13 protein-coding genes are annotated in these 14,341 nt (G+C 72.6%); 2 read left to right on the top strand and 11 right to left on the bottom strand.

Annotated features, from left to right (window positions below):
- Positions 1-59: 59 nt before the first annotated feature.
- A complete protein-coding gene (locus KUM40_RS33370) occupies positions 60-1,355 on the bottom strand; it encodes a glucarate dehydratase family protein (protein ID WP_217170019.1) in 1,296 nt (431 codons plus the stop codon).
- The gene (locus KUM40_RS33365; RefSeq protein ID WP_254396064.1) at positions 1,352-2,248 is read right to left on the bottom strand and encodes a 5-dehydro-4-deoxyglucarate dehydratase; all 897 of its coding nucleotides are present in this window, start codon (positions 2,246-2,248) and stop codon (positions 1,352-1,354) included. Before KUM40_RS33365 ends, KUM40_RS33370 begins: the two co-directional genes overlap by 4 nt.
- Before the next feature lie 200 nt (positions 2,249-2,448).
- Between KUM40_RS33365 and KUM40_RS33360 the strand changes: the two genes are divergently transcribed.
- Positions 2,449-3,252, top strand: coding sequence for an IclR family transcriptional regulator (locus tag KUM40_RS33360; RefSeq protein ID WP_217170017.1), 804 nt, complete (start codon positions 2,449-2,451; stop codon positions 3,250-3,252).
- A gap of 62 nt (positions 3,253-3,314) precedes the next feature.
- Here KUM40_RS33360 and KUM40_RS33355 read toward each other — a convergent pair whose 3' ends face one another.
- The 5 genes from KUM40_RS33355 to KUM40_RS33335 form a co-directional block, all read right to left on the bottom strand.
- Positions 3,315-4,313 (bottom strand): adenosine deaminase, encoded by a 999-nt coding sequence (locus KUM40_RS33355; protein WP_217170016.1) that lies wholly within the window; start codon positions 4,311-4,313, stop codon positions 3,315-3,317.
- Between the two features lie 20 nt (positions 4,314-4,333).
- A complete protein-coding gene (locus tag KUM40_RS33350) occupies positions 4,334-5,239 on the bottom strand; it encodes a ribonuclease Z (RefSeq protein WP_217170015.1) in 906 nt (301 codons plus the stop codon).
- Between the two features lie 15 nt (positions 5,240-5,254).
- On the bottom strand, positions 5,255-5,608 hold the full coding sequence (locus tag KUM40_RS33345; RefSeq protein ID WP_217170014.1) for a histidine triad nucleotide-binding protein: 354 nt from the start codon (positions 5,606-5,608) through the stop codon (positions 5,255-5,257).
- 169 nt (positions 5,609-5,777) lie between these two features.
- Positions 5,778-8,993 (bottom strand): S41 family peptidase, encoded by a 3,216-nt coding sequence (locus KUM40_RS33340; RefSeq protein WP_254396062.1) that lies wholly within the window; start codon positions 8,991-8,993, stop codon positions 5,778-5,780.
- A gap of 139 nt (positions 8,994-9,132) precedes the next feature.
- Positions 9,133-9,660, bottom strand: coding sequence for a hypothetical protein (locus tag KUM40_RS33335; protein WP_217170012.1), 528 nt, complete (start codon positions 9,658-9,660; stop codon positions 9,133-9,135).
- Between the two features lie 71 nt (positions 9,661-9,731).
- On the opposite strand from KUM40_RS33335, the gene KUM40_RS33330 reads away from it, so the two are divergent.
- Positions 9,732-10,133: a hypothetical protein gene (locus KUM40_RS33330; protein WP_254396017.1), complete on the top strand. Its 402-nt coding sequence runs from the start codon at positions 9,732-9,734 to the stop codon at positions 10,131-10,133.
- A 39-nt stretch (positions 10,134-10,172) separates the two neighbouring features.
- On the opposite strand, the gene KUM40_RS33325 is transcribed toward KUM40_RS33330, so the two are convergent.
- From KUM40_RS33325 to hrcA, 4 genes are all read right to left on the bottom strand, one after another.
- Entirely contained in the window at positions 10,173-10,958 is a 786-nt protein-coding gene (locus tag KUM40_RS33325) for a 16S rRNA (uracil(1498)-N(3))-methyltransferase (RefSeq protein WP_217170011.1), read from the bottom strand.
- Positions 10,955-12,040, bottom strand: coding sequence for a nitronate monooxygenase (locus KUM40_RS33320; RefSeq protein ID WP_217170010.1), 1,086 nt, complete (start codon positions 12,038-12,040; stop codon positions 10,955-10,957). The genes KUM40_RS33325 and KUM40_RS33320 overlap by 4 nt, the downstream gene beginning before the upstream one ends.
- 121 nt (positions 12,041-12,161) lie before the next feature.
- On the bottom strand, positions 12,162-13,298 hold the full coding sequence (gene dnaJ / locus KUM40_RS33315) for a molecular chaperone DnaJ (RefSeq protein WP_217170009.1): 1,137 nt from the start codon (positions 13,296-13,298) through the stop codon (positions 12,162-12,164).
- Positions 13,299-14,315, bottom strand: a complete 1,017-nt coding sequence (gene hrcA / locus KUM40_RS33310; RefSeq protein WP_217170008.1) for a heat-inducible transcriptional repressor HrcA — start codon at positions 14,313-14,315, stop codon at positions 13,299-13,301.
- Positions 14,316-14,341: the final 26 nt, after the last annotated feature.

The raw sequence follows: 14,341 nt of genomic DNA, 5'->3' as shown, positions 1-14,341 counted from the left end.
GGATCAGGCCAGTGTGCACCACGCCGTCGGCAAACCGGCGGAAGGACGAGGACTGTCGGTCACCAGCGCGGCACGGACGGGGTGACCCACGCGGGGTCGGCGACCCGCATCGCGGCCGCGTCGTCGCGGTCGCGCAGGGCTCCGTCGTCGTCGAGCCAGCGCCGGTGGAGGAACGCGAGGCGGTCGCGGTCGAGTTCGACGCCGAGTCCGGGGGCGTCGGAGACGGTGACCTTGCCGGCCTCGAAGGTGAGCCGTTCGGTGAGCACGTCCTCGGACTGCCAGGGGTAGTGGGAGTCGCAGGCGTGGTGGAGGTTCGGCACGGTGGCCGCCACGTGGGTCATGGCGGCGAGGCTGATGCCGAGGTGGGTGTTGGAGTGCATGGACACTCCGACGCCGAAGGTGCGGCAGACGGCGGCGAGTTGCTGGGTGTTGCGCAGCCCGCCCCAGTAGTGGTGGTCGGAGAGCACGACCTGGACGGCGTCCTTGGTGAACGCCTCCCGGATCTCGGCGAACGTCGTCACGCACATGTTGGTCGCGAGCGGAACCCCGGTCTTCGCTGCGACCTCGGCCATGGCCGGGGTGCCGAGTGCGGGGTCCTCCAGGTACTCCAGGACGTCCCCGAGTTCCGCGGCGACCCTGAGCGAGGTCTGAACGGACCAGGCGCCGTTGGGGTCGAGGCGCAGCGGGTGTCCGGGGAAGGCCTCGGCGAGGGCCTTGACTGCGGCGATCTCCTCGTCGGGCGGGAAGACGCCGCCTTTGAGCTTGAAGGAGGTGAAGCCGTACCGCTCGGTGAAGGCACGGGCCTGCTCGACCACACCGGCCGGGTCTACGGCGGCGCCCCAGTCGTCCTTCTCGCCCGCCACGCCCTCGGGGTGGTCGGCCCACCGGTAGAAGAGGTACGCGCTGTACTCGACGGCGTCGCGCACCTTGCCGCCCAGCAGTGCGTGCACGGGCAGGCCGAGCGCCTTGCCGAGGGCGTCGAGGCAGGCGACCTCGAAGCCGGAGACGACGGACAGGCGCAGCTTGTCGGCGGTCTGGACGCCGCGCAACCCGCCCACGTCGACCTGGCCGGAGACGCGGGAGGAGTCGACGGCCACCTCGTCGGCGACGGTGAACAGGCCGTTGAGGCCGCCGACCTGACGTCCCACCAGCTTGTCGGCGAACGGGCGGGCCAGTTCCAGGTACTTGGCGTCGCCGTAGGTCTCGCCGACGCCGGTGATTCCGTCCGCGGTCTCGACCTCGACGATCAGGCGGGGGGTGTACGGCTGGTGGACGCCCTGGGTGTTGAGCAGGGGCGGGTCCGCGACGAGGATCGGCGTGAGGTGGACGGCCGTGATGGTGAGGTCTGCGGTCACAGGGCGGCTCCTACGAGGTCGAGTCCGGCGGTGAGCAGGGTCTTGAGCGCGGCCAGGTCGGCGGCCGTGGGGTCGGTGAGCGGGGCGCGCACGGGGCCGACCGGGAAGCCGCGCAGCCGGGCCGCCGCCTTCACCAGGGACACCCCGTACCCGGGGACGCGGTCGCGCAGTTCGACGAAGGGCACGTAGAAGTCGCGCAGCAGCTTGTCGACCGTGCCGTGGTCGCCGGCGCGCAGGGCGGCGAGGAAGGCGTGCGCGATCTCGGGGGCGAAGGCGTGCGTGGCCGAGGAGTAGGCGGGGACGCCGACTGCGGCGTAGGCGCGGGCCTGGACCTCGGCGGTGGCGGCGCCGTTGAAGAACAGGAAACCGTCGGGGGCGGTGAGGAGCATGCGCTGGAGGAGGTCGAGGTCGCCGTGGCCGTCCTTGAGGCCGATGACGCCGGGGATGCGGGCCAGATGCCGGACGGACTCGGCGGTGTAGGCGACCTCGCCGCGCTGGTAGGCGATCAGCGGGAGCCGGGTGCCGGCGGCGATCCGCTCGAGCTGGGCGACCAGGCCCTCCTGCGGGGCGGCGGTGAGGTAGTGCGGCATGACCAGGAGGGCGTCCGCGCCGGCCTCCTCGGCGATACGGGCGAACCGCAGGGCCTGCGCCCAGCCGTATCCGGTCCCGGCGACGACGGGCACGCGGCCCGCTGTCTCCTCGACGGCGATGGTGACGACCTGGCGGTACTCGTCCTCGTCCAGGGAGAAGAACTCGCCGGTGCCGCAGGCGGGGAAGAGGGCGCCGGGGCCGGCGGCGAGGCGTTCGGCGACGTAGGTCCGGTAGGCGTCGGCGTCGAGTGAGCCGTCCTCGCGGAAGGTGGTCAGCGGGAAGGACAGCACGCTCGCCGCCATGCCCTCGCGCAGCCGTCCGACCACGGACGAGTGGACCGGGTGGAGCGAGTGGGCCGAGTGAGCCGAGTGGTCGGGGCGCGGATCGAGGCTCAACACTAGTTCATCTCCCCATGTAGACATCATCTATGTATGAAAATGGAGATTAGATAAGTGAACGAGTTGCGTCAATGGGCGCGGCGGTGTCCGCCTACGATCGGCACATGTCGGAGACGTCGGAGACCGGGGACGCGACAGGCGGCGTCCGTGAGGTGAAGTCCGCGGCGCGCACGGTGGAGCTGCTGGAGGTGCTGGCCGAGCGCGGTGACCGTCCGGCGCGGCTCCAGGAGCTGGCGGACGGGCTGGGGGTGCCGCGCAGCTCGATGTACGCGCTGCTCCAGACCCTGATCTCGCGCGGCTGGGTGCGTACCGACGTCACCGGCTCGCTCTACGGCATCGGCATCCACGCCCTGCTCACCGGCACCAGCTATCTCGACTCCGACCCGCGGGTGCGGGTGGCGCGGCCGTATCTGGACGAGGCGTCCCAGGCGCTGGGCGAGACGATCCACCTGGGGCGGCTGGACGGGCACGACGTGGCGTATCTCGCGACCCGGGAGTCGCACGAATACCTGCGCACCATCAGCAGGGTGGGGCGCCGGCTGCCCGCCCACGTGGGCGCGCTGGGCAAGGCGCTGCTGGCCGAGCGGCCGGACGCGGAACTGCCCGAGGGCCCCTACGAGGCGCACACCCCGAACACGCACACCAGCAGGGAGTCCCTGGCGGCCGACCTCGCGGCGACCAGGGAGCGCGGCTACTCGGTCGACCGCGAGGAGGGCGTGCCGGGAATCGTCGGTTTCGGCTTCGCGCTGCGCTACGAGGTGCCGGCGCTGGACGCGATGAGCTGCTCGGTGCCGGTGGCCCGGCTGACGCCGGATCACGAGGCGCGGATCGTGGCGGTGATGCGGGAGACCAGGGCCAAGGTGGAGGCGACGGTTCCGGCCGGGAACGGCTCGGTCCACTGGCGGTAGCGCCGTCCGGTGCCGCAGAACGGGGGCCTACGACACGGCGGGGAATCGCTACGCCAAGGCGCCTACACGGCGGGGAACTCGTACGCCTCCACCTCGGCGAGGCAGCGCGCCCGCAGTTCCTCGTCGTCCTCGAGGAAGGAGGCGAGGAAGGAGTTGCGGGCCAGTTCCCGCAGCCGCTCCTCGGTGAGGCCGAGGGCCGCGCGTACGGCGTCGAAGTTGTCGCCCGCGTAGCCGCCGAAGTAGGCGGGGTCGTCGGAGTTGACCGTGCACATCAGGCCCGCGTCGAGCATCGAGGACAGCGGGTGGTCGGCGAGGGTGTCGACCGTGCGCAGCCGGACGTTGGACAGGGGGCACAGGGTGAGCGGGACTCGGTCGCGCACCAGCCGCTCGACCAGCGCCGGGTCCTCCACCGAGCGCAGCCCGTGGTCGATCCGCTCGACGCCGAGGACGTCCAGGGCCTCGGTGACGTACTCGGGCGGCCCCTCCTCGCCCGCGTGCGCGACCCGGCGAAGACCGAGGGCGGCGGCGGCCTCGTACACGGCGCGGAACTTGACCGGCGGGTGGCCGACCTCGGCGGAGTCCAGGCCGACGCCGGTGATCCGGTCCAGGTACGGCTTGGCGGCGTCCAGGATCGCGAGGGCCGACTCGGCGGACTCGTCGCGCAGGAAGCAGAGGATCAGGCGGGTGGAGACGCCGTGGTTCTCGCGGCCGGCGCCCAGTGCCCGCCACAGCCCCTCCACGACCGTGCCCATCTCCACGCCCCGGGCGAGGTGGGCCTGCGGGTCGAAGAAGATCTCCGCGTGCCGCACGCCCTGCGCGGCGGCACGGGCGAGGTAGGCGTTCGCGAGGTCCTCGAAGTCCCGCTCGGTGCGCAGGACGGCCATGAGTCCGTAGTACAGGTTCAGGAAGGACTGGAGGTCCTCGAACCGGTACGCCTCGCGCAGGGCGTCCTCGTCCGCGTACGGGAGCGCGACACCGTTGCGGGTGGCGAGTGCGAAGGCCAGCTCCGGTTCCAGGGTGCCTTCGATGTGGAGGTGCAGTTCAGCTTTGGGCAGCGGCATCAGAGAATTGTAGGACCGTTTTACCGACGTTTCGGAACCGGGACTCTCAGTAGATCGTGGGCCACGGTCAGCTCGCCCTCGTAACCGGCCGCCCGTGCCTGCCGCTCGAACTCCTCCGGGTCCGAGTAGCGCTGGCTGAAGTGGGTCAGGACCAGGTGGCGTACGCCCGCGTCCCGGGCGGCCCGCGCCGCCTGTCCGGCGGTCAGGTGGCCGTGGTCGGTGGCGAGCGTCTCGTCCTCGTCGAGAAAGGTGGACTCGACGACCAGCAGGTCGCAACCCTCGGCCAGCGCGTGCACGCCCTCGCACAGCCGGGTGTCCATGACGAACGCGAACCGCTGGCCGCGGCGGAGCTCGCTGACCTCGTCGAGCGGGACGCCGTTCAGCGAGCCCTCGCGCTGGATGCGGCCGACGTCGGGACCCTTGATGCCGTGCACGGCCAGGCGCTCGGGCAGCATGCGGCGGCCGTCGGGCTCGGTGAGCCGGTAGCCGTACGACTCGACGGGGTGGGACAGCTTGCGGGCGTCCAGGGTGTAGGCGGGGGTGACCGCGAGGACGCCGTCCGTGCCGACCGGGGCCTCGGTGAGCGCGACCGTCTCGCGGTAGGCGGTGGCGTACCGCAGGCGCTCGAAGAAACGCTGCCCGGAGCGCGGGTAGTGCGCGGTGACCTCGTGCGGGACCTGGTCGAGGTTGATCCGCTGGATGACGCCGGCCAGGCCCAGGCTGTGGTCGCCGTGGAAGTGCGTGACGCAGATCCGGTTCAGGTCGTGGGCGGCGGCCCCGGCGCGCAGCATCTGGCGCTGCGTGCCCTCGCCGGGGTCGAACAGAATGCCCTCGCCGTCCCAGCGCAGCAGGTAGCCGTTGTGGTTGCGGTGCCGGGTCGGGACCTGGCTGGCGGTGCCGAGGACGACCAGTTCACGTACGGACACAGTGACCGTCCGCGCCTAACCGGGGGGCCATTCGAGGCCGCGGCCGCCGAGGACGTGGGCGTGGGTGTGCCAGACGGTCTGGCCGGCGCCGCTGCCGGTGTTGAAGACGATGCGGTAGCTGTCCAACTGCTCGTCGGCGGCGACGGCCCCGGCCTCGCACAGAACGTCGGCGGCGAGCTGTGGGGCGCCCGCGGCGAGGGCGGCGGCGTCGCGGTAGTGCGCCTTGGGGATCACCAGGACGTGGGTGGGCGCCTGCGGGTTGATGTCCCGGAACGCCACGGTCGTGTCCGTCTCGCGGACGATCGTCGCCGGGATCTGCCCTGCGACGATCTTGCAGAACAGGCAGTCGTCCTGTGGCTCGCCCGCCATGGGGCCTCCTCACGGTGGTGATCTTCTCTGGGGCATCGTAGCGAGCCCCGGGGTGCGGGGCGCCGCTCCGCTCACGGGGGTTGCTGTCGGGTGGGTCTGCTTGCCCGCGCCTGCGCCTGCGGGGCGCCGCTCCCGCGGGACGGGTGCCGCCCCGGCGGACTGCCCGCGGTCAGGGCAACGCGGGCGGGGTCTTCGCCGGGGTTTCCTCCAGTGCCGCCAGCGCCAGCGCGATCGCCTCGTCCAGTTGGGGGTCGCGGCCCGCCGCGTGGTCCTGGGGGCGTTGCGGGACCTCGACGTCCGGGTCGACGCCGTGGTTCTCCACGCCCCAGCCGTAACCCTCCAGCCAGAAGGCGTACTTGGGCTGGGTGACGAGTGTCCCGTCGACCAGGCGGTAGCGGCTGTCGATGCCGATGACGCCGCCCCAGGTGCGGACGCCGACGACCGGGCCGATGCCGAGCGCCCTGATCGCGGCGTTGACGATGTCGCCGTCCGAGCCGGAGAACTCGTTGGCGACGGCGACGACCGGGCCGCGGGGCGCGTCCTGCGGGTAGCTGGTCGGCCGCATGCCGCGCGGCAGGTCCCAGCCGACGATGCGCCGGGCGAGCTTCTCCACGACCAGTTGGGAGGTGTGCCCGCCGCGGTTCTCGCGGACGTCGACGACCAGGCCCTCCCTGGCGACCTCGACGCGCAGGTCGCGGTGGATCTGGGCCCAGCCGGGGGCCTGCATGTCGGGCACGTGGAGGTAGCCGAGCCGGCCGCCGGACTTCTCGTGCACGTAGGCGCGGCGGTCGGCGACCCAGGCGTGGTAGCGCAGCGGCTCCTCGTCGGCGAGGGGAACGACGACGGCGTGCCGCAGTTCTCCGCCGCCGGACGGGGAGATGGTCAGCTCGACCGGTTTGCCCGCGGTGCCGACGAGCAGCGGGCCGGGACCGGTGACCGGGTCCACGGTCTGTCCGGCGACGGCGACGATGGCGTCCCCGGCGCGCACGGCGACCCCGGGCGCGGCGAGCGGGGAACGGGCGTCGGGGTCGGAGGACTCCGAGGGCAGGACGCGGTCGATGCGCCAGATGCCGCCCGTGCCGACCGTGCTGTCCCTGCCGCCCGTGCCGCCCGTGCTGTCCCTGCCGCCCGTGCCGTCCGTGCCGTCCTCGTGGCGGGAGAGGTCGGCGCCGAGCAGGCCCTGCCGGGCGCCGGAGCCGTGGCCGCCGCGCGGGGTGACGTAGGCGTGCGAGGTGCCGAGTTCGCCGTGCACCTCCCACAGGAGGTCGACGAGGTCGTCGTGGGTGGCGAGGCGGTCGAGGACGGGCCGGTAGCGGTCCAGGACGCCGTCCCAGTCGACGCCGTTCATGTCGGGCCGCCAGAAGTGGTCGCGCATGATGCGGCCGGTCTCGTCGAACATCTGCCGCCACTCGGCGACCGGTTCGACCCTCTGGCGGACCCGGCCCAGGTCGACGCTGATGTTGGTGTCGCTGTCCTCGTCGCCGGAGGCCCGCCGGTCGCTGGGTACGACCTTGAGCCGTCCGTCGGTCCACAGCAGCACCCGCTTGCCGTCGCCGCTGACCTCGAAGTGGTCGGCGTCGCCGCCGAGATGCTCGACGCGCTGCTGGGCGAGGTCGTAGCGCTCCAGCTCGGTGTTGGGGCCGGGGTCGTCCGGGTTGGCGCGGGAGGCGCCGAGGACACCGGTGAGCGGGTGGCGCAGCCACAGGACGCCGTCCTTGGCGGCGCGCAGCCGGGAGTAGCGGGCGGCCTCCACCGGGAACGGCACGATGCGGTCGGCGAGGCCCTCGATGTCGATGCGGGTGGTGGGGGTGCCCTCGCTGTCGGGGGTCTCCTCCCGGTCCGGGGTCTCGAAGGGGCGGCCGTGACGCTGCGGGCCGAAGGGCGAGGGGGTGGTCGCGGCGAGGGTGATCAGGTAGGGGCGGGCACTCTCGACGAAGGCCAGGTCGAAGACCTGCTCGTCGTAGACCGGGTCGAAGGAGCGGGTGGAGAGGAAGGCGAGGTGCTTGCCGTCCAGGGTGAAGGCCGGCGAGTAGTCCCCGAAGCGCAGCGGGGTCGCCTCGCTCACCGACAGGTCGGTGGTGTTGGCGAGCCTGAGCTGGCGCAGCGGGGAGGGGCCGGGGTGGGACCAGGCGAGCCAGGCCGAGTCGGGCGAGAAGACAAGGCCGGACGCGTCGCCGTCCTCGCTGCGGTCGACCTCGCGGACCTCGCCGCTCTCGCGCTCCACGAGCAGCACCCGCCCGTCGTGCGAGGCTACGGCGACGCGGCTGCCGTCCGGGGCCACGGCGAGGTTCAGCACCCGGCCGAGCTGTCCGGCGGCCAGGCGGCGGGCGGAGGCGCCGGGGGCGAGTCCGGTGGCGGGCGCGAACTCCAGGGCGTCGTCGCCCTCGGCGTCCGTCACCCACACCACCCACTCCTCGCCGTCGGCGCGGAAGGTGCGCGGCAGCCGGGTGCGTACGCCGGGTGTCGCCGCGAGCGCGCGGGCGGGTCCCGAACGGTGGGTGACCCAGTGCACGCCGCCGCGTACGGCGACGGCGCTGCCGCGCGCGGTGTGGTCGGGGGACGCGGAGCCGAACCAGTGGGCGGCGTTGACCGGGTAGGACTGGAGGTCGACGCGGGCGCCGCCGAGCCGGACGTCGAGCCGGCGCGGCTCGGCCCCGTCGAGGTCGTCCAGCGTCCACAGTTCACCGGCGGACGCGTAGACGACGCGGGTGCCGTCGGTGGCGGCGTGCCGGGCGTAGAAGCCTTCGAGAGGTGTGTGCCGGCGCAGGTCGGAGCCGTCGGCGAGGGAGGAGTAGAGGGCGCCGGTGCCCTCGTGGTCGGAGAGGAACGCGATGCGGTCGCCGACCCAGAAGGGGTACTCGATATTGCCGTCGAGGTCGGCGTGCAGGCGTACGAACTCGCCGTCGTCCTCGGCGTCGATCCACAGCTTGCCCGCCGTACCGCCCCGGTAGCGCTTCCACCAGGCGGCCTCGCGGCCCATGGGCGCGGACAGCAGCACGGTGTGCGGGCCGTGCGCGACGTCGCCGACGGGCCCGTACGGCAGGGTGGTGGCCGGTCCGCCGTCGAGCGGGACGGCGCGGGCCCAACTGCGGCGCAGGCTGGCCTGCCCGTACGTGCTGAGGGCGAGGACGCGGCCTTCGGCGGTCCAGCCGCGTACCTGCGTCTTGATGCTGCCCCAGTGGGTGAGGCGCTTGGCGGAGCCGCCGTCGACGGGGGCGACGTGCACCTCGGGGGCGCCGTCGCGGGTGGAGGTCCAGGCGACCGTGGTGCCGTCGGGCGAGATCCGCGGGTGGTTCACCGGCACGTTGTCGGCGCTGACCCGCCAGGCCCGGCCGCCGTCGAGCGGGGCGAGCCACACGTCGTCCTCGGCGGTGAAGGCGACCAACTCGCCGTGCGGGTGCGGAAAGCGGAGGTAGGCAGGCGCTACGGGCTGTGTCACCCCCTCACCCTATGCAGGGGCGCCGCCCGCCGACAGAGGTTTGGATCACATACCGGCCACGGCGACCGGCCTGCGGCCCGCCGGGCTACTTGCCCTCGACCGGGTGGCAGTGCGGGTCGTCCGGGCACCAGATGGTCCGGGTGACGGTCACGGTGGGCCCCGGCCGGTCCGGGGAGGGCCGGTTGGCGGGCGGGGCGCTCGTGGCGTCGCAGTTGCCCAGGCCCTTGACCCGGAACCACTGCTTGCCGTCGACCTCGGCCGTCAGATTCCCGCGCACGCAGGCCCCGTTGACGACACGGGTCACCTTGCCGTCGACGGTGATGTCCTTGCCGCCGTCCGTCCTGCCCTCGCAGTCGACGGAGGCGACGGTGTTCTCGCTCGCCGACGCGGTGCTGCCCCGGTCGCCGTAGGAGGCGGTGCAGGTGAGCCACCGCACCTCCGCCTTCTGCCGCTCCAGTTCGCGGGTCACGGTCTGGTCGGTCGTGTACGCCACCGCGGCGGAACCTATTCCGCCCGGCTCGCACGCGACGACGCCGCCGACGGCGACGACCGAGCCGACGACCACCGGAGCCACACGCCATATCCGCCTCAATATCCGCCTCAATGCCCCCATGGAGGGCAGCGTGCCACCGGTGCGGGACCGGCGGTAGGGCGCATACGGCCACTCCTCACTACCGTGGACGGATGGGCAACGACCGCAGGCAGCGCAGGCTCGTGATGGACGAACAGACCACCTGTCTGTGGAGTCACCGGCAGAAACGCGGGCGTGATGGTGTCTGGCGGGACGCGTTGACGCTGTACCGGGACGGTGTTCGGGTGCGGTTCGTGTTCCTCGCCTGTGCGCCCGACTCGGGCCGGTGGACCACGGAGGGCGGTTACTGGTACGAGGGATGCGTGGGCGACAACCGCGGCAACCTGCTCAACCTGCGCGAACCCGGTGTCGTACGGGCGCTGGTCGAGGAGGCCGGGCGGCGGGGGCTGCTGCCCTGGGACAGGGCCGGGGACGGGGACGGGATCGGCGGCGGGCCGGTGGAACTGGACGGCTGGGAGCTGTTCCCGGCCGTGGTCGCCGCCGTCGACGGCTGACCGGGCACGTCAGGTCAGGTCAGGTCAGGTCAGATCAGATCAGGACCAGCGGCCGGTGCGGGCGAGGAGTACGGCGGTCGCGGCGGTGCCCGCGGTGGAGGTGCGCAGGACGCTGCGGCCCAGTTGGTAGGGCTTGGCGCCGGCCTCGGCGAAGAGCGCCAACTCCTCGGGGGACACGCCCCCTTCGGGGCCGACGACCAGCACGATGTCGCCGGTGGCGGGGAGTTCGGTGGCGGCCAGTGGTGCGTCGCCGCTCTCGTGGAGTACGGCGGCGAAGTCGGCGTCGGCCAGAAGTGAGGCAACCTGCTTGCTCGTTGCCGCGTCCGCGACGTCGGGGAAGCGGACCCGGCGGGACTGCTTGCCGGCCTCCCGGGCCGTCGCCCGCCACTTGCCCAGCGCCTTCAGGCCGCGCTCGCCCCTCCACTGGGTGACGCACCGGGACGCCGCCCAGGGCACGATCGCGTCGACACCGACCTCGGTCATCGTCTCGACGGCCAGCTCGCCCCGGTCGCCCTTGGGAAGGGCCTGGACGACGGTGACGCGGGGCTGCTCCGGCGGTTCCTCGTGGACCGTCTCCAGGTCCGTGACGACGAGGCGGTCCTTGCCCTCGGCGGCCTTCACCACGCCCTCGGCCCAGCGGCCGCGTCCGTCGGTGAGGACGACGTTCTCGCCGGCCCGCAGCCGCTTCACGGAGACGGCGTGCCGTCCCTCGGGGCCGTCGAGGACGTACTCCCCCGGCGCCCCTGTCTCCCCCGGCTCCCCGGGCTCCCCCGTGGACAGGTCCTCCGGGCGGAGGGAGTCGACCACGAACACAGGTGCCGTCATCGGCCGCCGCCTCCCGCCGCGTAGGCCGACAACGCTGTCCCGGCGGAGGCGAGTTCGGCCGCCAGCACCTCGACGAGCTGTCCGGCGGGCAGCTCCCGGGCCATCCGGTGGCCCTGTCCGGCCCACAGTGCCATGCCCTGCGCGTCGCCCGCCTTCGCGGCCGCCTTGCGCAGCGGCGCGGTGAGGTGGTGCACCTCGGGGTAGGCGGCGGGGGCGTAGGGGCCGTGCTCGCGCAGGAAGCGGTTGAGCAGGCCGCGTGCGGGGCGGCCGGAGAAGGCGCGGGTGAGTTCGGTGCGGACGAACAGGGGGTTGGTCAGCGACTGCTTGTGCAGGGCGTGCGCGCCGGACTCGGGGGTGGCGAGGAACGCGGTGCCGAGCTGGGCCGCGCTCGCGCCGGCCGCGAGGACCGAGGCGATCTGGCCGCCGCGCATGATGCCGCCGGCGGCGACGATCGGCAGGCTCACCGCCTCCCGGACCTGGGCGACCAGCGACAGCAGTCCGGTGCCGGCGCCGCCGGTCTCCGGGCTGTCCCGGTGGGTGCCCTGGTGGCCGCCGGCCTCGATGCCCTGTGCGATCACCGCGTCGGCGCCGGAACTCTCGACGGCCCGGGCCTCCTCCGCGGTGGTCGCGGTCACCACGGCGAAGGTGCCCACGCGGTGCAGGGAGTCGACGACTTCACGGCTCGGGACGCCGAAGTGGAAGGACACCACCGGCACGGGGTTGTCCAGCAGCACGGCGAGCTTGGTGTCGTAGCCGTCGTCCCGGCCGCTCTCGGGGTCGCCGAGTTCCGTCTCGTACCAGGAGGCCTCACCGGCCAGTTGGTGGGCGTAGACGCCGACCGCGGCGGGGTCGGCCGTCTCCGGCTGCGGGAGGAAGAGGTTGACTCCGAAAGGGCGGTTCGTCAGTCCCCGCAGTTGCTTGATCTCCTGGTACATCCCGTCCGCGGTCTTGTACCCGGCGGCCAGGAATCCCAGCCCGCCCGCCTCGGACACCGCGGCCACGAGGCGTGGCACGGAGACGCCGCCCGCCATGGGCGCCTGCACGATCGGGTAGGGGAAGAGATCGGTCAGTGCGGAGGACATGACGGCATGTTGTCACGTCCTCCGCACAAGTCCGAATCCGGGCTTCCGTTGGCATACGCCAGGAGCATCCGCATCGCGAAGCCCCCGACGGCGACCCACGTCAGCCGCCCGGACACCGGGCTCAGCGCCCGTTGAACGCGTCCTTCAGGCGGGAGAACAACCCTTGCTGCCCCGGCTGGAACTGTCCCGTCGGGCGTTCCTCGCCGCGGAGTACGGCCAGTTCGCGCAGGAGGCGTTCCTGTTCGGGGTCGAGCTTGCTCGGGGTCATGACCTCGACGTGGACGATGAGGTCGCCCCGGCCGCCGCCGCGCAGGTGGGTGATGCCCCGGCCGTGCTTCGGGATCGACTGGCCGGACTGGGTGCCCGGACGGATGTCGACCTCCTCCATGCCGTCGAGGGTCTCCAGCGGCACCTTCGTGCCGAGGGCCGCCGCCGTCATCGGGATGGTGACCGTGCAGTGCAGGTCGTCGCCGCGGCGCTGGAACGTCGAGTGGGGCAGCTCGTGGATCTCGACGTACAGGTCGCCGGCGGGGCCGCCGCCGGGGCCGACCTCGCCCTCGCCCGCGAGCTGGATCCGGGTGCCGTTGTCGACGCCGGCCGGGATCTTCACGGTCAGGGTGCGCCGGGAGCGGACCCTGCCGTCGCCCGCGCACTCGGGGCACGGGGTCGGGACCACGGTGCCGAAACCCTGGCACTGGGGGCAGGGACGCGAGGTCATGACCTGGCCCAGGAAGGACCGGGTGACCTGCGAGACCTCACCGCGGCCGCGGCACATGTCGCATGTCTGGGCCGACGTGCCGGGCGCCGCGCCCTCACCGTTGCAGGTGTTGCAGACGACCGCGGTGTCGACCTGGATGTCCTTGGTCGTACCGAACGCGGCCTCGTCCAGCTCGACCTCGATGCGGATCATCGCGTCCTGGCCCCGGCGGGTGCGCGAGCGCGGCCCGCGCTGCGACGCCGTACCGAAGAACGCGTCCATGATGTCCGAGAAGTTCCCGAAGCCACCCGCGCCGAAGCCGCCCGCACCGCCTCCGCCGGCCTGCGAGAGGGGGTCGCCCCCGAGGTCGTAGACCTGCTTCTTCTGCGGGTCCGACAGCACCTCGTAGGCGGCGTTGATCTCCTTGAACCGCTCCTGGGTCTTCGGATCGGGGTTGACGTCCGGGTGCAGCTCGCGGGCGAGCCTCCGGAACGCCTTCTTGATCTCGTCCTGGGATGCGTCGCGGCGTACGCCGAGTACGGCGTAATAGTCCGTGGCCACCTACGACTCCGCCAGGATCTGTCCGACGTACCGTGCCACTGCGCGTACCGCTCCCATCGTTCCCGGGTAATCCATGCGGGTCGGTCCGACCACGCCGAGCTTGGCAACCGCCTCGCCGCCCGAACCGTAGCCGACCGACACGACGGACGTTGAGTTGAGTCCCTCGTGGGCGTTCTCATGACCGATTCGGACGGTCACGCCCGGATCCTTCGCCTCGCCGAGCAGCTTGAGGAGCACGACCTGCTCCTCCAGCGCCTCGAGGACGGGTCGGATCACCAAGGGGAAGTCGTGCCCGAAGCGGGTCAGATTGGCGGTGCCGCCGATCATCAACCGCTCCTCGTTCTCCTCGACCAGTGTCTCCAGGAGAGTGGAGAGCACGGTGGAGACCGTACCGCGATCCTCGGCCTCGAAGGGCTCCGCCAGATCTTCCACCAAAGACGGCACATCCGAGAAACGGCGTCCCGCGACCCGGCTGTTGAGCCGCGCCCGCAGGTCGGCGACGGACGCCTCGCCGAACGGCGCCGGGCAGTCGACCATCCGCTGCTCGACCCGGCCGGTGTCCGTGATCAGCACGAGCATGAGGCGCGCGGGCGCCAGCGAGAGCAGCTCCACGTGCCGCACCGTCGAGCGGGTCAGCGACGGATACTGCACGACGGCGACCTGCCGGGTGAGCTGCGCGAGCAGCCGCACCGTGCGGGCCACCACGTCGTCGAGGTCGACGGCGCCCTCCAGGAAGTTCTGGATGGCACGCCGCTCGGGCGCGGTCATCGGCTTGACGCCGGCCAGCTTGTCGACGAAGAGCCGGTAGCCCTTGTCGGTCGGGATGCGCCCGGCGCTGGTGTGCGGCTGGGCGATGAACCCCTCGTCCTCCAGGGCCGCCATGTCATTGCGCACGGTGGCCGGCGAGACGCCGAGGCTGTGCCGCTCGGTGAGCGCCTTGGAGCCGACGGGCTCCTCGGTGCCGACATAGTCCTGGACGATGGCGCGCAGCACCTGGAGCCTGCGTTCACTGAGCATTCGCGCGCACCTCCAGCATGTCGTCC

The organism is Streptomyces sp. AC512_CC834 (genome assembly GCF_019049325.1).
GTDB lineage: Bacteria > Actinomycetota > Actinomycetes > Streptomycetales > Streptomycetaceae > Streptomyces.
Note: the sequence above shows the minus strand (reverse complement) of the source record. Positions and strands in the feature narration are given on the sequence as shown.